Source organism: Nitrospira tepida (assembly GCF_947241125.1).
In the GTDB taxonomy this organism is placed as follows: domain Bacteria; phylum Nitrospirota; class Nitrospiria; order Nitrospirales; family Nitrospiraceae; genus Nitrospira_G; species Nitrospira_G tepida.
On record NZ_OX365700.1, the window covers coordinates 1,415,183 to 1,434,046 of the forward strand.

16 protein-coding genes are annotated in these 18,864 nt (G+C 62.5%); 9 read left to right on the plus strand and 7 right to left on the minus strand.

The genetic code is table 11. The features are described 5' to 3' along the window. Positions 1 to 51 precede the first annotated feature (51 nt). Together QWI75_RS06700 and QWI75_RS06705 are read left to right on the plus strand one after the other, a co-directional pair. Positions 52 to 837: a Tll0287-like domain-containing protein gene (locus tag QWI75_RS06700; RefSeq protein ID WP_289267924.1), complete on the plus strand. Its 786-nt coding sequence runs from the start codon at positions 52 to 54 to the stop codon at positions 835 to 837. Next, positions 834 to 2,435 carry an SUMF1/EgtB/PvdO family nonheme iron enzyme gene (locus QWI75_RS06705; protein ID WP_289267925.1) on the plus strand — a complete coding sequence of 534 codons (1,602 nt, stop codon included), beginning with the start codon at positions 834 to 836 and terminating at the stop codon, positions 2,433 to 2,435. Before QWI75_RS06700 ends, QWI75_RS06705 begins: the two co-directional genes overlap by 4 nt. A 76-nt stretch (positions 2,436 to 2,511) precedes the next feature. On the opposite strand, the gene QWI75_RS06710 is transcribed toward QWI75_RS06705, so the two are convergent. The 4 genes from QWI75_RS06710 to QWI75_RS06725 form a co-directional block, all read right to left on the minus strand. After that, a complete protein-coding gene (locus QWI75_RS06710; protein ID WP_289267926.1) occupies positions 2,512 to 4,503 on the minus strand; it encodes a sensor histidine kinase in 1,992 nt (663 codons plus the stop codon). 309 nt (positions 4,504 to 4,812) lie between these two features. Further along, complete coding sequence (locus QWI75_RS06715; RefSeq protein WP_289267927.1) at positions 4,813 to 6,189, minus strand: sigma-54-dependent transcriptional regulator; 1,377 nt, start codon at positions 6,187 to 6,189, stop codon at positions 4,813 to 4,815. Between the two features lie 142 nt (positions 6,190 to 6,331). Beyond that, positions 6,332 to 7,321: a tRNA epoxyqueuosine(34) reductase QueG gene (gene queG, locus QWI75_RS06720; RefSeq protein ID WP_289267928.1), complete on the minus strand. Its 990-nt coding sequence runs from the start codon at positions 7,319 to 7,321 to the stop codon at positions 6,332 to 6,334. A 133-nt stretch (positions 7,322 to 7,454) separates the two neighbouring features. Continuing rightward, on the minus strand, positions 7,455 to 7,841 hold the full coding sequence (locus QWI75_RS06725; protein ID WP_289267929.1) for a hypothetical protein: 387 nt from the start codon (positions 7,839 to 7,841) through the stop codon (positions 7,455 to 7,457). Positions 7,842 to 7,910: 69 nt separating this feature from the next. On the opposite strand from QWI75_RS06725, the gene polX reads away from it, so the two are divergent. Genes polX through QWI75_RS06740 form a run of 3 tightly spaced genes read left to right on the plus strand, consistent with a single transcriptional unit; the run spans position 7,911 to position 11,370 of the window. Next, on the plus strand, positions 7,911 to 9,620 hold the full coding sequence (gene polX, locus QWI75_RS06730) for a DNA polymerase/3'-5' exonuclease PolX (protein ID WP_289267930.1): 1,710 nt from the start codon (positions 7,911 to 7,913) through the stop codon (positions 9,618 to 9,620). Between the two features lie 24 nt (positions 9,621 to 9,644). Next, complete coding sequence (locus QWI75_RS06735) at positions 9,645 to 10,766, plus strand: DGQHR domain-containing protein (RefSeq protein ID WP_289267931.1); 1,122 nt, start codon at positions 9,645 to 9,647, stop codon at positions 10,764 to 10,766. 13 nt (positions 10,767 to 10,779) lie between these two features. After that, on the plus strand, positions 10,780 to 11,370 hold the full coding sequence (locus tag QWI75_RS06740) for an SRPBCC family protein (protein WP_289267932.1): 591 nt from the start codon (positions 10,780 to 10,782) through the stop codon (positions 11,368 to 11,370). Here QWI75_RS06740 and thiI read toward each other — a convergent pair. The 3 genes from thiI to coaE form a co-directional block, all read right to left on the minus strand. Continuing rightward, positions 11,367 to 12,545, minus strand: coding sequence for a tRNA uracil 4-sulfurtransferase ThiI (thiI, locus tag QWI75_RS06745; RefSeq protein ID WP_289267933.1), 1,179 nt, complete (start codon positions 12,543 to 12,545; stop codon positions 11,367 to 11,369). The two genes, QWI75_RS06740 and thiI, sit on opposite strands and share 4 nt — an antisense overlap. Further along, the gene (gene trxB, locus QWI75_RS06750; RefSeq protein ID WP_289267934.1) at positions 12,545 to 13,468 is read right to left on the minus strand and encodes a thioredoxin-disulfide reductase; all 924 of its coding nucleotides are present in this window, start codon (positions 13,466 to 13,468) and stop codon (positions 12,545 to 12,547) included. Before trxB ends, thiI begins: the two co-directional genes overlap by 1 nt. Before the next feature lie 77 nt (positions 13,469 to 13,545). After that, a complete protein-coding gene (gene coaE, locus QWI75_RS06755; protein ID WP_289267935.1) occupies positions 13,546 to 14,148 on the minus strand; it encodes a dephospho-CoA kinase in 603 nt (200 codons plus the stop codon). Positions 14,149 to 14,237: 89 nt separating this feature from the next. Between coaE and QWI75_RS06760 the strand changes: the two genes are divergently transcribed. The 4 genes from QWI75_RS06760 (at position 14,238) to QWI75_RS06775 (ending at position 18,857) form a co-directional block, all read left to right on the plus strand. Continuing rightward, a complete protein-coding gene (locus QWI75_RS06760; RefSeq protein WP_289267936.1) occupies positions 14,238 to 15,269 on the plus strand; it encodes a right-handed parallel beta-helix repeat-containing protein in 1,032 nt (343 codons plus the stop codon). Positions 15,270 to 15,425: 156 nt separating this feature from the next. Continuing rightward, positions 15,426 to 15,611 carry a hypothetical protein gene (locus QWI75_RS06765; RefSeq protein ID WP_289267937.1) on the plus strand — a complete coding sequence of 62 codons (186 nt, stop codon included), beginning with the start codon at positions 15,426 to 15,428 and terminating at the stop codon, positions 15,609 to 15,611. 211 nt (positions 15,612 to 15,822) lie between these two features. Next, a complete protein-coding gene (locus QWI75_RS06770; protein ID WP_289267938.1) occupies positions 15,823 to 16,179 on the plus strand; it encodes a hypothetical protein in 357 nt (118 codons plus the stop codon). Further along, on the plus strand, positions 16,176 to 18,857 hold the full coding sequence (locus QWI75_RS06775; RefSeq protein ID WP_289267939.1) for an MGH1-like glycoside hydrolase domain-containing protein: 2,682 nt from the start codon (positions 16,176 to 16,178) through the stop codon (positions 18,855 to 18,857). Before QWI75_RS06770 ends, QWI75_RS06775 begins: the two co-directional genes overlap by 4 nt. The last annotated feature ends 7 nt before the right edge of the window (positions 18,858 to 18,864 follow it).

Sequence of the window (18,864 nt, forward strand, 5' to 3'; positions counted from 1 at the left end):
CGCGATCATCTGCCTGCTCCCGTTGACTGATGAGGTGAGTGGGAGGTGCTGATGTCGCAGATGGTCCTACGGTGGGGAATGGTCGTGTGGTTGCTGGGTGCCGCCGCAATGCTCGCGGAAGCCGCTCCGACCCGGGGACGTGATGGCGACGGCAGCCTTACTTTCGATGCCCTGATCGAGGCGGAGAAAACGGCACGGCTCCTCGCCGTGCTCCTCGATTCGGGACGCGCGGTCATCAACGAAAACCAGCCGCTCTTCGACAGTCCGGCCACTAGCACAAAGGGATTTACTCCCGAGGTGTTCGAGCGTCAGCTCGTCGAGGTCTTCCGGAGCCGTTCGGGCCTCGACCTGAACGATTTGGCCGCGGCCCGTCTGTCGGCGAAGACGGCGCGCCTTCTGCGGACGCTGGTCTCCGTCAGCAAACAGGTGGTGGCCGAGGCGCAGAGCCAGATCAACCGTCCTGATGTCACATTCAGCGGGTTCATTCCGGCCGTGTTCGGCGCTCGCGCGGCCGCGCAGTTCACGAAGCAGACCGGCGTCCGGCTGAAACAGACCGCGCTGACTCCCCGAAACCCCGTCAACGCCCCCGATCCGTTCGAACAGGCCGCTTTGCGGGATTTTGCCGATCCCGCCTATCCGAGAGAAAAGACCATCACCGAAATCACGGCGCGAAGCGGCGCGCTCAGGCTCATGTTTCCGCTCTACGCCACCCGGCATTGTCTGGATTGCCATGGCGAGCCGAAGGGGGAGATCGATAAAACGGGCTATCCCAAGGAAGGGCTTCAGCTCGGCCACAATGCCGGGGCGATCAGCGTGGTGATTCCGGTCAAGAAATGACGTTCGCGCGTCTGCTCGTGATCCTTGGAGGCCTGCTCCTGCTGCCGGCGCGATTCGGCTGGGCGGCGGAGTCCGCGCCGCTGCCGGTCGAACGACCCTCCGGAAGCGGCGCCATCGTCCATTCCGACGGCTATATCCTGACCGCGTACCATGTGGTCGCCGGCGCGCGGCGCATCGTGGTGGTCACATCCGGCGAGTTTCGCGCGCCGGCGTTGATCGTCAGCTCCGATCAGGAGCATGATCTCGCCCTGCTCAAGATCGACACCGTAGGACTCTCGGAAGCGGCGCTGGGCTACGCCGGATCGGTGCGATTGGATCAGGAGGTGATCACGATCGGATTCCCGTTCGGGCTGCGGGACATCTCCGTGACGCGGGGCCGGATCGCGGCCATGCGGACCAAAGGAGTGCGGCGCGTGTTTCAAGTCGATGCCGCGATCAATCCGGGAAACAGCGGAGGGCCGGTCTTCAACCGGCGCGGGGAGATCATCGGCATCCTGACGACCAAATTCAGCCATCCCTCGGGCATCATCCCCGAGGGGATGTCCTTTGCGGTCCCGCTCAGTTATGCCACGCCGTTGCTCGCCAACATCCCCGAGTTTGATTTCAGCGCGATCGGCAAGGGCCGGCGAGAGGCGAAAGCCGACGACAAGAACGGCGACCTTGTCCGTGAGCTGGCGCGCGTGACGGTGCGGATCGAAACGGTGCGCGGCGACCCGCCGGCTCCGGCCGCCGCGGCATCGGCCCGGGCCAAATCTGAAGAGGCCGGCGGCTTGCCCCGTGCCCCGCGTGTTGCGGACGATCGCGCCGCACGGGAGGCAAGTCCGGCTGCGTCGGCGGCCAAGGAGGGCGAGCCTACCGCACCCATCCAACAGAGCGAGATGCAGCGGCCGAAACAGCGCGGGCTGGTCGGACCCGAGGATATGTCGCTGATCCCGGAGGGGGAGTTCCTCATGGGAACGGACGATGGCTTGCCGGATGCGAGGCCGGTCCATCGCGTGCACCTGAGCGCCTATTGGATCGACAAGTACGAAGTCACCAACGCCCGTTACCGCCGGTGTGTAGAAGCGGGGGTCTGCCAGCCGCCCAAGAACCGCGGCCCGTTCGAAGATCCGGCGCGGGACCAATTTCCGGTGACCAGCGTGACCTGGATGCAGGCCCGCACCTATTGCCAGTGGGCCGGCCGGCGCTTGCCTACCGAAGCGGAATGGGAAAAGGCCGCGCGGGGCGTCGATGGCAGACGCTATGCGTGGGGCAACAGCCAGGACCCGATCCTCAACCGGGCGAAGAACGGCGAAAACCAGCCGAACCAGGGCAACCCGCAACCGGTGGGGAGTTTTCAGGAAGGGGCCTCCCCCTATGGAATCCTGGATATGACCGGCAATGTCTGGGAGTGGGTGAAGGATTGGTATGCCGAGGACTTCTATACGGTCGCCCCGCCGCATGATCCCCAGGGGCCGCCGAGGGGCTCATTCCGGGTGCTGCGAGGCGGCGACTGGGCGCAGGGTCCGCTCGAACTCCAGACGAGCTACCGCGGATGGGATGAGATGACCTACTGGGGCCCCACCTTGGGATTCCGCTGCGCCGCCGACGCGCCCTGAGCGCAAGTCTCTATCCTCGCCGCAGTCCGCTGAGAGGCCCCCGAACGCTGCTTCGAAAAGGCCTGAGCGCAGGTGATCATCCGCTGCGAGAGGAGTTGCGGGCAGCGGTGGGAAGGTCGCAGTGCGCTGGAAAATAGAGGACGAATTCGGTTCCGGCTCCTTCCTTGCTCGTGACGTGTAACGTCCCGCCGTTGTCTTCCACCAGTCGTTTCACGTTCGTCAGACCCAATCCGGTCCCGAATTCCTTGGTCGTGAAGAACGGTTCAAAAATGCGTCGCAGGTTGGCCTCGGAGATGCCGAGGCCCGTGTCCGCCACGGTCAATTCGACCGACCCGCTGGCCGCGCGTTTGGTGCCCACCGTCAAGGTTCCTCCGTCGGGCATGGCCTCGCTCGCGTTCATGAATAGATTCACCAAGGCTTCCTTGACCTGATGGGGATCGACCAAGATGAGCGGGAGGTCCGGGGCCAACCGGAGGTCCACCCGGATCCGCTCCTGTCCCCCCTGGGCATTCCACTGGTGCAGCGCCTCGCGGAGCAGCGCGTCCGCCGACACCAGTTCCGGCTCGGGCGGCTTCTGCCGCGCGTACCGGAGAAAGTCGTTGATGCGGTGGGTCAGGCGGTCGACTTCGTCGATCACGTACCGCGCGACTTCTTCCTTCACCGGCTCAGGCCGGTTGCGGTCTAACATAATCTGGGCCGAACTCCTGATGACGCCGAGCGGATTTCTCAGATCGTGCGCGAGCGCGGCCAGCAATTGCCCGACGGATGCGAGCCGTTCGCGCCGGATGAGCTGCTCCTGCTGCTCCCGCACCGTGGACAGGCTCTCCTCCAGCGCCGTCCGCATGGTGTGAAACGACCGTGCCAAGTCCTCGATTTCATCGAGGCTGGCCGCGGCTCCCTGCGTGGCCGGTCGCGCCTCCGCTCTCCCTCCTGCGCCCGGCTGCCCGGCAAACCGCTGCCGCAGTTCTTCCGCTTCCTGCCGGAGCGACGAGATCGGCGCCACGATCCTGCGTCCGACGAAGAAGCCCGAGGAGGCCAGGGCCACCACCAACCCGAAGCCGATCAGGCCGACCGTGATCAACAGGTTGTAAATGGGCGCATAGGTCTCTTCCGGTTGTTGGCGCACGAAGGCAAACCACCTGGTTCCACCCAGGCTCTTGGGTGTCAGGGGGTGGGCGATGCGGACGGGGGCCGAGCCCACGAGGGTTTGGTGCCCGCCGTGCGCGTCATCCTCCGCGACAAACCAGGTCGGTTGGTCGCTCGTGAATTGATTCAACAGGGCCTGGTGAATCAGATGGCTGGTGGGAGGCAGCACCGGGCAGATCAAGGGGGTCCCGTCCGTATCGACGAGCATGCCGTGCCCGGTCTCGCCGACATGAATCGTCAAGACGGTATGCATTAGAGCGCCTCGGCGGATGAGACTGTGCACGACCCCGATCGGACCAGATCCGTCGCGGGACAGGATTGGAGCCGCCACATCGAAGACGTAATCCTGAAAGGCTCCATCCCACTTGAGCGAGCTGACGTAGGCAGCGCCGCCTCCGCCCATGACTTCCTGCCACCAGAGTTGGTCTCGGTTGAAGAGTGGAGCATCGGGGTCGCTGGAGGCGACCGTGACGCCCTCTCGATCGGTCACGGTCACGTCGATGTAATAGCGGGTCTTGGCGACCCACTGTTGCAGGTAGTCGACGGTTTCCTGATGAGAACCGGAAGAGCCGTTGTCGCGCCGGCGGTCCTCGGTCGGCGGCATCCGATCGAGCAGAGATCGAATCTCGTCGCGGCTCTTCCCCTCGTACCGTCGATTGGCGGCCTCGACGTTCCGCCGGATGTGGACCGGCACCAGCGCCAGGCGCTCGGCGCGATCGATCTCGGCGTCCACCGTGGAGGCGAGCCGGAGGGCGGCCGAGCGGGCGATTTCTTGGAAGCCGCTGCCGATCGAGTGTTTCAGGCTGTGTGTGCTGTACAGATACGTGGCGACGAGGGCCGCGATCCCAGGCAGGATACCGACCAGCAGGAGGGTGAAGAAGAACTTGCGTTGGAGCCCGCCACGTCGGGCCGGAGCGGTCATGCCGGTGCCTTGTTAACCCACATCATTCATGAACGCTTCTGCTCCAATCGCGGCTTCGCCGCTGCGACAAGCCAACAACGAGAAGTCGAAGGCAACGTACCTCTCCGCCGCGATGTGATCGAACGCGGCGGTTCAAGCGAAGCTTGGTATGGCGGGCGTGCTTGCCGCTCAGTCGATCAACATACTGTTTCAAGCATGCCTCCCTCCCTCACGGCTGCGCTTGGGGGTACCCATTGCGCTTTTCCATGCAATGGGTCCAACGCTTGGCGATTCCACGATTTCGCGACGAACCGTCATGAATAATGCGGGTTAGGAAAGCTGATACTTCGCCATCCGGTACCGGAGCGTGTTCCGCGTTATCTTGAGCAAACGGGCCGCCTCGGAAATGTTGCCCCGGCTCTTGTCGAGGGCCTCCTGCAGCAAGCGTTTTTCCATCTCGTCGGCCGATAGGCCGAAGGCCAATAGGGAGCCAGGCCGCGGATCGGCCTGTGCGGCGGCCGGGGCGCGGCCCGTCCAGGCGGGGGGGAGATCCTCCAATCCGGCCTCGTCCCGTTTGCAAGTGATGGTGAGCCATTCCACCAAGTTCCGTAGCTCTCGGACGTTGCCGGGCCATTCATATTGCTCCAAGCGCGCCAAGGCCTCGGGGGAAATCCGCCGCAGGGGGGTCCCGCTTTCCCTCCGAGATCGTTCGAGGAAAGCATCGAGCAGGGGACGAATATCCTCAGGCCGTTCGCGGAGCGGAGGGATGTGCAGGTGGCAGACGTTCAAACGATAATAGAGGTCCTCGCGGAACCGCCCCTGTTTGACCAGATCGGGTAACGACTGGTGCGTGGCGGCGATCACGCGGATGTCCACGGTGACGCCTCGCACCGAGCCCAGCGGTTCGACGAGACGGGTTTCCAACACCCGCAGCAGGGTGGCCTGCGCGGTCAGGCTCATTTCGCCGATCTCGTCCAGGAACAGGGTGCCGCGATCGGCGAGTTGAAAGCGACCGGGCTTGGATCGTTTGGCGTCGGTGAAGGCCCCCTTCTCGTAGCCGAACAGTTCAGACTCCAGCAGGTGCTCGGGAATGCCGGCGCAGTTGACGGCGACCAACGGGCCTCCGGATCGCGGACCGGCCAGATGGATGGCGCGCGCGAGCAGTTCCTTCCCCGTACCGCTTTCTCCGGTGATGAGAACTGTCGCATCCGTCTTGGCGATGTCGCGGGCCAGCGCCTTCAACTGCGCCATGCGGGGGGAGAGGCTGATCATGCGGTCGAACCCGTATTCATTTTCCAGGTCCCGATACATGACGCGCTGGGTCTGGGAGAGGCGCCGGAGCTCGATGGCGCGGGCGACCACGATCTTCAGCTCATCGTTGTCGATGGGTTTGGAGATATAGTCGTAGGCGCCCTTTTGCATGGCCTCCACGGCCGATTTCACGGTGCCGTACCCCGTCACGATCAGCACCGGAATGTCGGGATAGGAGGCTTTCGCCGACTCCAGCACCTGCATGCCGGTCATGCCGGAACCCAATTGGAGGTCGGTGATGATCAGATCGGGAGTGGGAGTGTCGGCGAGGAGTTGCAGACCCAGTTCCCCGTTTCTGGCCAGACGCAGGTCGTAGCCTTCCGGCGACAGGACCAGCTCGAAGAGCCGGCGCATGCGCTCTTCGTCCTCGATGATGAGCAGGAGAGGTGGCCGCATGTGACCTCTTGCCGGCCGACAAGAAACCGGTCTGGTTCAGGGACTGTTCATGTGAACGGACCGGCCGTTGGCGCCATCATACCCCCGTCGAGAAGCGAGCGTCTATCCCGGGACCAGAGAGCCGGGCTCGCGATGACGACCGTTACGATGGCTGCTGGTTCCGGCGCGCGATCTCGACGTTCCGCAGGAAGCCCCTAAGTTTCGTTCGGCGGATCGGGCTCTGGTCGGTGAGTCTCAGGAAGTCGCCATTGGTGGTCCGGCTGAGATCCTCAAGATCGGGTCGGAGCGTCCAGGATCTGGGTTGAAGATCGGCATTCATGGTGGCCGAGGCCTGCGTGTTATACGGACAGACGTCCAAGCAGTCGTCGCAGCCGAACATGCGATGGCCGATCCCGCGGCGGAGCACTTCGGGAATCTCTAGGGCCTCGCCGCGGTATTCGATTGTGAGATAGGAGATGCAACGCCTTGCGTCGACCACGTAGGGTTCGACGATCGCGCCGGTCGGGCAGGCTTTAATGCAGAGCGAGCAGGACCCGCAGAGGTCGCTGCCTGCCTCATCCGGTTCCAGGTCCAAGGTGGTCAGGACTTCGCCCAGCACCAGCCATGATCCGTACTGCCCGGAGACCAGGTTGGAATGTTTGCCGATCCAGCCGAGCCCGGCCTGTTGCGCCCAGGCCTTCTCCATCACCGGTCCGGTATCCACGTACCAGATCGAGCGGGACTCCGGCGCAAGAGCTTGGATGCGGGAGCAGAGGGCGGTCAGCTTGACGCCCAGCACCTCGTGATAGTCGCGCCCCCAGGCATAGCGCGCGATCCGTCCGTGCCCGGGGCGTTCGTCGGCATGATGGCCGGTGAAATAATTCAGACCAACCGAGATAACGGACCGGCAGCCGGGCAGGACTTGCGTGGGATCGGCCCGCCTAGCGGGGTCCCGCGCCATCCATCCCATCGTTCCATGAAACTGGGCATCCAGCCAGGTGCGAAGCCGATCGAATAGTTGAGACAGAAACGCCGATGGCGACGGCTTGCCGTCTCGGCCGCTGTCCTGGCCGGCCGGCGGGACACGGGCGATCCCGACCGCGTCGAATCCCAGCGCCAGCGCTTCCTGTCTGATCCGGTTGCTGAGGGACATGGGCGGCCGGAAGGTGGCTCGGCACCCGGGACATGCAAAGGCGTCAACCTGAGAAGCAATCCACGATTGACGAATGACGGATGACGTCCCTCCCGAGCGCATTTTCGCGAGGAATAGTCATGGATAATGCGCGCTACGAACACGTGAAACGAACATGGAACGTGACGGAGCATTGCGAGGAGGTGCATTTGGTACAGGCGCCGACGATCCTGGTTTTCCAATCGGTGGCCTTGGGGTCGAACTGGCAGGTCGTCTTCCCGCCCTTGGAAATGGTGGTCCAGGGCTTCTTCGTCCCAGGAAAGTTCGCAACGGTGCAGCCCGGCAGAATCGGCACCTCGCATCTCTGCTGCTTCTCGCCCTTGGCCATGCCGAAGCTGCAAAACCGTTCGGTCGTGGCCTGCGAGTCTTCCGGCATGCCCTGGGCCCAGGTCGAGTCGGGAACAGCTCTCAGGAAGAACAGGGCGGTCCATCCGCCTCCGATCACCACGGCAACTAAGAACATGACAGGACGCCAGTTCACGATGGGCGCATCCTAGCATAGGCCGATCAGTTGCGGCCACTTCCGTGGGGGGCGTAGAATTTCCCCGCCATGGCGTCGCCCACCAAGCGCGAGATCGCGCAGATCCTTGAGGATATTGGATTGCTCCTGGAGCTCAAAGGTGAGAGTCCGTTCAAGAGCCAGGCCTATTACAACGCGGCTAGGACCATTGAGGGAACTACCGAGGATCTCGTCCAGTTGGTTGCCACGGGCCGCATCCGTGAGTTGAAGGGGATCGGACAAGCCCTGGCAGACAAACTCACTGAACTGGTGCGGACGGGACGGTTGGCCTACTATGAAGAGCTAAAACGGACGGTACCGGCCGGGCTGGTTGAGATGCGGGCTATCGCCGGCATGGGGCCTAAAAAAATCCTCGCTGTATGGCAACTGCTCGGCATCACCACGGTGGGGGAACTCGAGTATGCCTGCATCGAGAACCGGCTGGTCGGGCTCCCCGGGTTCGGATCGAAAACGCAGGACAAGATCAAGCAGGGGATTCTCCAGTTCAAAAAACGGAAGGGGTTTCAGCTCTACGCCACCGCGATCGTGGAGGCACGGGCGCTCATGGCCGCCTGCCGGTCGGCATCCGGCATCAGACAGGTGGATCTGGTCGGCGATCTCCGGCGTCGGATGGAGATCGCCGACACGATCGAGCTGGTGGTTGCCACAGATCGGCCGGATTCCGTCGGGCAGGCGCTCGCCGCCCATGGCCTGGACGATCGGTTCGTGGAGGAGGGGCCTGTCCTTCGCGGGCGGTCGGCGCTGGGACTCGCCCTGGTGATCCATGTCGCCAGGTCCCTATCCCCTCACCTCTTGCTTGCCAAGACCGGCAGTGCCCAGCATCTGACTCAACTGAAGGCGCGGGCGGAGGCTCGGCGACTCACGTGGAACCTGGAGGAGGATGGGGGACCCCTGTCTCCGCCGGCGGAGACGGAGGCTGATCTCTATCGCGCGCTGGATCTGCCCTTGATCCAGCCTGAGTTGCGGGAGGGGTTGGGCGAGATCGAGGCGGCCGAGCGAGGCGAGCTGGCGCATCTGGTGACTTCACAAGACATCCAAGGGATCTTTCACAACCATACGACGGCCAGCGACGGGTCCGCGACGTTGGAGGAGATGGTCGAGGAAGCTTGCAGGCTCGGGTATCGTTATATCGGCATCTCGGATCACAGCCAGTCGGCGTTCTATGCGCACGGCTTGAAGGAAGACCGCATCCGCGAGCAGCATGCGGCGATCGACGCCTTGCGCAAGCGGGTTTCCGGCATCCTCATTCTGAAGGGTATCGAAGCCGATATTCTGGCTGACGGCACGATGGACTATCCGGATGAGGTATTGGCCACGTTCGACTTCGTGATCGCCTCCGTCCACAGCCGGTTCAATCTACCGGAAGAGGAGCAGACTTCCCGCGTCGTGCGAGCCCTGGCCCATCCGCATGTGACGATGCTCGGGCATCCCACCGGCCGCCTGCTGCTCTCCCGCGAGGGGTACCGGATCGATATGGCACGCGTGATCCGGGCTGCGAAGGAGCACGGCAAAATTCTCGAAATCAACGCCAACCCGCACCGGCTCGACCTCGACTGGCGTCTCTGTCCCTCGGCGAAAGCGCAGGGCGTGAAGGTCAGCATCAATCCCGACGCCCATGCAGTCGAAGGTTTGCAGGACGTGCCGTTCGGGGTGAACGTCGCCCGCAAGGGAGGGCTGAGCGTCACCGATGTGGTCAATACACTGGAGCCGGCCGAGATCGCCGCGGCTCTGAAGCAGTGAACGGAATCAGCACGAGGAGTGACTATGCTCGCGACGCGGATCCGCCAAAAGGAAGGCACGTTCTACTTCATCTCCTACAAGGCGCAGGACCTGTTGCACAAGGTGCGGTTCACCAGCCGCTACTACTTCGAAGGCGAGGAAATTGCGGAAACAAAAGTGTCCGAGCACGATGAGGTGGCCAAGTTCATCGCGAGCATCGAGCGGAGCGAAAAGGGGTTCCAGCGCTTGCTCAACCGGCAGAAGATCAAGCAGATCGTGAACTTCTACGAGACGGTCGTCACGCAGCCCATGATCCCCGGCACCGTGCTGTTGTTCACCGATGAAACCCTGCGGTTTCAGAAACTCGACGGGAACGAAACGCTGGGGCACTTGAGCGAGCCGAGCGGCAAGTATCTGGTGATCGACGGCCAGCACCGATTGGCCGGCCTCCATTTTTTTCAGGACAAGCACCCGGATCAAATCGGGCAGGTGGAGGTGCCCTGCGTGCTGTTCGACGGGCGCAGCGCGGACTTCGCCACCGAGATGTTCGTGATTATCAACTCGACCCACACGCGCATCAACCGGTCGCATCTGGTGGATCTGTACGAAAAGGTGTCCTGGGAAAGCCCGGAAAAGAAGTTCACCGCCAAGGTGGTGAACCTGCTCTATGAAGAGGCGGACTCGCCGCTCCAATACAAGATCAACCGGCTGGGCGGGCGCAGCAAGCAGGAAAAGTGGGTGCTCCAGTCGGAGATCTTCAATGAGCTGCTGAAGGTCGTGACGGCGCATAAGCGCTGGATGGAGTCGCATCTCGGGATGAAGGCCGATCGCTGTTATGCCCTCGTGCGGGACTATCTGAAGGGCGCTAAAGAGGTCATGGGCGAGGTCTGGGGAAACAACGAACGCTACATGTTCACGCGGGACGTGACGCTCAAGGCGCTGATCCGCGTACTGGACGACCTGATCATCGACCGGAAACTCATCAGCGACTGGGAGCAGCAACGGTCGCCGAAGCCGTTTGCCGACTTGCTGCGGCCCTGGGCGAAGCTGGCCAAGGAGTTCCGGTCCGACGGCTTTTATGAGCGGTTTCCGGCCAAGGGGCAGCTTGAGCGCGTGCGCCGCATCCATCAGCGACTGCTGGATGCGCTCATGAAGTTGGGAGCATGAAGAGGACGGGTCGATGAGGCATCCGGTGACGGTCTGGGCAGGGCTGCTGCTCCGGTGCGCGCTCGCCTTGTTTCACGGACCGGTAGTCGCGGGGGCGGCCCTCGAGGACGTGGCGGCGATCGGCACGCACCTCGACGTCACGACCGACCCGAAAGGCGGAGTCCGGGCCCACGCCGTCCTTGATCTGCCGGCTTCGCTGGCCGCCGTGCAGGCCCTGTTCACCGATTACGAACACTGGCCGGAGCTGTTCGACGTGTCCATGCGGGTCGGAAGAGTCGAGCGGATGCCCGATCGCACGATTACCGAAGTCTTCATTGCGCATCCCATTTTGCCCGGCGAATCGAGGTTGCTTGGGGAAAACCGCGTGTTGCCGGACGGGGGCTTGACGACCACCATGATCGGCGGAGACTTCAAGCGCTATGCGCGCACATGGAAACTGTCTTCAAACGGGTCTCCCGCCCACACCAAGGCGGAGTTCGACCTCCTGGTCGAGCCCAAGACGATGGCGCCGGACTGGCTCGTGGCTCTCGAGGTCAAACGCGAGCTTGAGGCGCATTTCAAATTGGTGCGGGCAAAACTGGCCAAGCTGGACAAGAGTCATTAGCGGGGAAATGCAAAATCGACGGACTCGGCGGCCTCCAGGCCCTGTTTGGTCAGGGCGCCGATATCGAGGTGTCGTTCGATCCTGCGGATGTGGTCGAGATCAGTTTTGGTGCTGGGATGGGGCGGGACGAACAGGCGACAGCAGTCCTGGTCCGGCTCGATCGAGGTCTCGAAGGTGCCGATGGCTTGCGCCTCGCCGGTGATCTCAATCTTGTCCATGCCGATGAGCGGGCGCAGGAGAGGAAGGGTGGCCGCTTCCTCGACCACGCTCAAATTCTGGGGCGTCTGCGACGCCACTTGCCCCAGGCTGTCTCCGGTCACCATGGCCCAACAGTGCTCCCGCCTGGCGAGTTCCTCCGCAATCCGGATCATCATGCGGCGGTAGAGGACCACGCGGAACGCGGCCGGGGCGCCGAGCACGATCTGTCGTTGGATCTCGCCGAACGGAACGAGATACAGGCGAGAGACGAGTTGGTAGGGCGTGAGGATCTTGACCAGATCGCGGGCCTTCTCCTCCGACGCGCGGCTCACGAACGGCCTGCCATGGAAATGAACAAACATGGCCCGGCAGCCGCGCTTCATCATGCGGTAAGAAGCGACGGGGGAATCGATCCCCCCCGAGAACAGGCAAGCCACCTTGCCGCTGACTCCGATTGGTAAGCCACCCGGTCCCGCATGTCGCTCGACCGCCACATAGGCTTCCTTCGATGCCAGCTCGATATAGATCGTCAGGTCCGGCGCTTTCAGCTTCACCTTCTTGCCCGTCGTCGCGCAGACGTGCTCGCCGACCGCCCGTTCGATGTCCATCGAGGTCCAGGGGAAGCGCTTGTCGGCCCGCTTGGCGCTGACGCGGAAAGTGGTGAAGGCTTGGCGGCCGGTCAGGACCGCGGCCGCGGTCCTGACCGGTTCCAAGTCCGGTTGTGCGACGTCCATGGGGACGGCGTGGGCCAGGAAGAAGTGCGTACACCCGAAGGCCTGCGCCAGGCGACCCCGGACGACATCCCAATCGGTCTCCGCCGCCAGCTCGACCCGGATGCGACCGTGGAGCGCCTGGACCTGCCGCAGGCCAAGGTCCTTGAGCGCGCCGCGCAGGTGCTCGACCAGCCGCTGCTCGAAAAATGGACGGTTGCGTCCCTTGAGAGCCAACTCGTGGTAATGGACGATGGCCACCCGCATCAGGAATCTCCCGCTGCTTCCAGCCAGCGTTCACAGTCGATGGCGGCCATGCAGCCGGAGCCGGCGGCGGTGACGGCCTGACGGTAGACCGAGTCTTGCACGTCCCCGGCGGCGAAGACACCGACGACGCTCGTGGCGGTTCCCTTCCGGGTCACGATATAGCCTTTCTCATCCATCTCAAGTTGACCCTTGAAGAGGTCGGTGTTCGGCCTGTGGCCGATCGCCACAAACACTCCGGCGCAGGGCAGTTCCGATACCTCATTGGTCGTCACCTGCCGGAGCCGCACGCCGGTCACCTTGCCTGTACCCAGAATGTCCTCGACGACCCTGTTCCAGAGAAAGGAGATTTTGGCGTTCTTCTGCGCGCGCTCCTGCAGGATCTTGGACGCGCGCAGTTTGTCGCGCCGGTGTACCACGGTGACCTTGGTGGCGAATTTCGTGAGAAAGAGCGCTTCTTCCATGGCACTGTCGCCGCCGCCCACCACGACCAGCTCCTGACCCCGAAAGAAAAATCCGTCGCAGGTGGCGCAGGTGGAGACTCCGTGGCCGGTCAGGCGCGATTCATTGGGCAAGCCCAATCGAACGGCCGACGCGCCTGTGGCGATAATGAGGGCTTTGGTTGTCAGGTTCTTCTCCCCATCGACGGTCAGGGTGATCGGCCGATGGCTGAGATCCACCGAGGTCACGTCGCCGGTGAGAAACTCCGTGCCGAACCGCTCGGCCTGGGCCCGCATCGCCTTCATCAGGTCAGGCCCCATGATCGCCTGGGCAAAACCGGGATAATTTTCCACCTCGGTGGTGGTCGTGAGTTGGCCGCCCGCTTGCCAACCTTCGATCAACAGCGGGGACAGATTGGCTCGCGCCGTGTACAGGGCGGCCGTGAGGCCGGCGGGGCCGGAGCCGATGATGACGACCTGACGCATGCCGGCACTCTAACACACCAGATCCAACGGCTGCATCGCTCGGGCTCGGGTGATCGTGCGAGGTCAAGCGCCTCGCGCTAGGCCATGGCCGAATAGGTGCGAAACAAGCGGGCAACCTGGCGGCGGAGCTCGGCCAGCGGCCGATCTCCGTCGATGACGTCGTCTGCGAGCCGGCGCTTTCGGCTCAGGGGCATTTGGGATCGGATGCGCCGCAAGGCTTCGGCGCGGCTGAACCCGTTCCGCCGCCGGAGGCGGGCGATTTGCGTGTCACGCCGTGCCGTGACCACCGCCAACCGATCCATTCGCTCATGGGCGCCGGCTTCGACCAGCACGGGGGCGTCATAAATGATGACCGCATGAGGATGTTTTTCGACGATGGCTCGAACGTGCTTGGCCTGCTCCCTGGCCACGCGCGGGTGAATGATCGCCCCGAGCCGCCTGAGCTTCCGGTAGTCGGCAAAAACGATTCCGGCGAGAGCCGCCCGATCGATGGTCCGGTCCGGCCTGAGAATGCCGCGTCCAAAGGCCTTGACGACATCGCGCCAGGCCGGTCGTCCCGGTTCCACCACCTGCCTGGCCAAGAGGTCGGCGTCGATGATAGAAGCGCCGCATTGATGAAACATTCGTGCGACGGTGCTTTTGCCGGTCGCCACCCCGCCTGTCAGGCCCACGAGGATCACGCGGCGAGAATACCATGCGCCTCCCAGTCCGACAATTCTTGCCAGGGCGCTCGTTGACTTCTCCGGGCGCGGGCCTGTAAGAGGCTGGTATGACGCCGTGCAGAATCATTATTGCAGTCATCGCCTGGTGGATAAGCACAGCCGGGACGCCGGCCCTTGGGGAGGGGGAGTTGCCGCAGGAGCAACGCGACCCGCGCACGATCGTCGTAGCCTTGGACGGTAGCGGCGAGTTTCGTTCGATTCAAGCGGCGTTGGACGTCGCCGGCAAGGGGGATACGATCCGGATCAAAGCCGGCGTCTATCCGGAAGATGTGACCATTCACAGCAAGGAGGATCTCAAGCTCATCGGCGAGGGGATCGATACGGTGACGATCCTCGGCAAGGATCGGGTCGGCGTGTTGCACATCGGGAAGTGGCCCTATGGCGCCACCAACATTGAGATCAGCGGCATGACCATCAATGAGCATGGCGGGCATGCCGTGGGGATCTTCAACGGCAAGGGGCTAGTGCTCCACGATCTCAAGGTCAGAGGCATGCTGTTCGGCCAGCAGGTCCAGGATGTCCGGATCGAACGCTGCCAGATCGGCGGCAGCGAAACCACCGGCGTGCAGTTTGCCGATTCGCAAGCGCTGCTGATCGGGAACGTGATTCACGACAATGACCACGGGGTCAACATTGCGGGGAAGAGCGTCGTGCGGTTGGAGCGCAATCTGATCACCCGCCAATTGTTCGAGGCCGTGGTGGTGACGGATCAAGCCCGCGCCGTTGTGATCGCCAACACGCTGGTCAAGAACGGAGGCGCAGCCGCCTTCCTCGCCAGGTCGCAGAGCGAGGTGTCGGGGAATATCGTGAGCTTGAACAAAGTCGGATTCGTGGTGGCCCTGACCAGCCAGGTGCAGTTCTCTCACAACGCCTTCTCCGAAACCGGTGAGCCCTATGTTCGTCCCGGAACGCCTGCGGTGCCGGCACCGGAATTGGGCAACGGGTCCGACCTCACAGCCGATCCTGGCTTTCTGGACCCGAGCCGTGACGATTTCCGATTGCGTACCGACAGTCCACTGATCAAGGTCCACGATTTTGCCTACCTCGGAGCGCTCGCGCCGGTCTCATCTGAGCGTTGATTCATCCGACCCTAAATTTAACTTGAAATCCAGTAGCTTACGCCCCTGGCACACGATGTGAATTCCCTGTGCTATGCTTAGTCAAGACATCAACCATATGAGAAGCAGGACGGTCCAGCCCGAACCCATCTTGGGACCGTCGCAGGGAGGCGAAGGGTGGCGAGTTACCGATCAGACCTCGAAAAATCCCGCTTTCAGCATATGCCGTCGTTGGATGAACTTGAGGGCGGCAAACTGGTCGGGGCCGTGGTGCCGATGTCCGAGAAGGCCCAGAACCAGATGCGCGACAGTATCGAAGTCATTGATTACCTGCTCAACCAGGACCAAGTCACCTGGAGCTGACCTGCCGCGCGGAGCGTCCTCTTCTTCCGTGAATCTCTGCTCGCTGCCTTGCCCTTCTGGCGCGTAAGCTTAATCGCTGCCTGCGCCCATTCCGTCTCACGACTCCTGTCCGATCGAGGATTGTGCGCCCCACCTTGTAAGGCCATCCCATATTTGACGACCAACCGGCATCCGGACCTGTGTTGTTGCGTCAACGGAAGGAGCCGTCTTCATGCAGGGCGAATCGACGCCGTTGCGCGCGGCGCTTATCGGCGTCTTGGCCGAAGAGGGGTCGCTCGAATTCGACGATCTCATCACCAGGCTTCCCGGCTGTACCTGGAACCAGCTATTTTCTCTCGTTGACCAATTGAGCCGGATCGGCACCCTGTCCGTTTACCGTCCGACGAGGACATCGTTTGTGGTGAGCGGTTGCGGCCAACCCCGGCGCGCCCATCGGGCCGCGGCCGGAAACCACCTTGATAGGTGGGCGATGCCTGCCAAGAGGATCTGTATTTTCAAGGCTTGGAATGACCGAACCGGAGAGCTTAGAGTAGAGAAATCCACTTCACACCGACGGGGCATCCGATGAAAAAGACTCGACAAGCTGGTTCCCTGCCTCCACCCGGCCAGACGGCTGAGGATCTGCGCTTGATGGAAGATGCCAAACGGATCAAACATTGGAAACGGTGGGGTCCTTACCTGAGCGAACGGGCGTGGGGCACGGTCCGCGAGGACTATAGTCCGAATGGAACGGCGTGGGAGCATTTCCCCCATGATCATGCCCGTTCCCGCGCCTATCGATGGAACGAGGACGGGCTGGCCGGATTCTGCGATCGCCATCAATGGATCTGTTTCGCCTTGGCCTTATGGAACGGACGCGATCCGATCTTGAAGGAACGGGCGTTCGGCTTAACGGGCAACGAAGGCAACCATGGGGAGGACGTCAAGGAATACTACTTCTATCTGGACTCCACGCCCACCCATTCCTACATGAAATGGCTCTATAAGTATCCTCAGGCCGAGTTTCCCTACGCCCGTCTGGTCGAGGAGAATCGCCGGCGCGGACGCCGCGAGTCGGAATTCGAGTTGCTGGATGCGGGTGTGTTTCAAGGCAACCGGTATTTCGATGTGATCGTCGAGTACGCCAAGGTTTCTCCGGAGGATCTTCTTGTGCAGATCGAAGTGGTGAACCGCGGTCCTGAGACTTCGGAAATCACGGTGCTTCCGACCCTGTGGTTCAGAAATACCTGGTCATGGGGCTTGGATGTGCGCCGGCCTCGCCTCCGACAGGGGGAGCCGATCCACGATATGAGCGTGGTCGAGCTGACCCATGATTACTATGGGTTTCGACGCCTCCTCTGCCAGGGCGAGCCGCCGCTCCTGTTCACCGAAAACGAGACCAATGCCAGACGACTGTGGGGAGATGACGACGGCCCGCGGTACGCCAAAGATGGGATCAACGACTATGTGGTGCGGGGATTGAAGGAAGCGGTGAATCCCGATCACGTGGGCTCGAAGGTGGCGGCTCATTACACGTTCACGTTGGGGGCCGGTGAAACGAAGACGATCCGCTTGCGGTTCACCGATCAATCGTCCAACGAAACCGTGACCGAGCCATTCTTCACGACTATGTTGGCGGAGAGAAAAGCCGAAGCGGACGACTTCTACGCGCAGTTGGCTCCGCCCGGCCTGTCCGATGACGCCAAGCGGGTCCAGCGCCAGGCCTTTGCCGGCCTCCTCTGGAGCAAGCAGTTTTATCACTATGACCTCGCACGGTGGTTGAAAGGCGACCCTGCCGGCCCGGAGCCGCCCGCGAGCCGCCTGAGGGGCCGCAACTCGGACTGGACGCATCTCTACAATGCGGACGTGATCTCGATGCCCGATAAATGGGAGTATCCCTGGTATGCCGTCTGGGATCTGGCCTTCCACTGTATCCCGCTCGCCTTGGTGGACCCGAAATTTGCGAAGGACCAACTCATCCTGATGTTGCGCGAGTGGTATATGCATCCCAACGGGCAGATTCCCGCGTACGAGTGGGCGTTCGGCGACGTCAATCCGCCCGTCCATGCCTGGGCGGCTTGGCGCGTCTATAAGATCGAAAAGAAGCGGACGGGAGTGGGGGACCGGACGTTTCTGGAGCGTGTGTTCCATAAGCTGCTCTTGAATTTCACCTGGTGGGTGAATCGGAAGGACGCCGAAGGTAAGAATATTTTTCAAGGCGGGTTCCTCGGGCTGGACAACATCGGCGTGTTCGATCGCAGCGCGCCGCTCCCCACCGGTGGCCACATCGAACAATCCGACGCCACGAGCTGGATGGGCATGTACTGCCTGAACATGCTCGCGATCGCGCTGGAGCTGGCGCGCGACAACCGGGCCTATGAGGACGTGGCGAGCAAATTCTTCGAGCATTTCGTCTACATCTGCCGGGCGATGAACCATATCGGCGGCGAGAACATCGAGCTGTGGAACAAGGAAGACGGATTTTTCTACGATGTGCTCCATCTGCCGGACGGACGGACCCTGCCGTTGAAGGTGCGGTCCATGGTCGGCCTGATCCCGCTCTTTGCCGTCGAGACACTGGATTCCGAACTGATCGACCAATTGCCGCGATTCAAGCATCGCATGCAATGGTTCATGGAGAACCGGCCCGACTTCGCCTCGCACGTCGAAACACAGTCCGAGGACGGGGAAGTCCGGCGGTTTCTGTCGTTGGTCAATCGGACCCGTCTGAAGAAGGTCCTGCGCTACATGTTGGATGAGCAGGAGTTTCTGTCCCCTCACGGCGTGCGGGCGCTGTCGCAGTACCATCGCGCACATCCCTACGTCTTCTCCATGATGGGCGTGGAACATCGGGTCGATTATGAACCGGCGGAGTCGAGCACGGGCCTGTTCGGGGGGAATTCGAATTGGCGGGGTCCGGTCTGGTTCCCGGTGAACTATCTGTTGGTCGAGTCCCTTCAGAAATTCCATTATTTCCTCGGCGATCAGTTCAAAGTGGAATGTCCCACAGGATCAGGACGTCTCGTGACGTTGTGGGAGGTGGCGGGAGAACTGTCGCGGCGGCTGGTGAGGACCTTCCTGCGGGACGCCAAGGGGCAACGGCCAGTGTACGGCGGCGCGGACCTCTTCCAAACCGACCCCCATTGGCGCGATCTGATTCTGTTCTATGAATACCTCCACGGGGACAATGGGGCGGGCATCGGAGCTTCTCACCAGACCGGCTGGACGGGGCTCGTGGCCAAGCTGATCCAGCAATCAGGGGAATGAGGAAGCC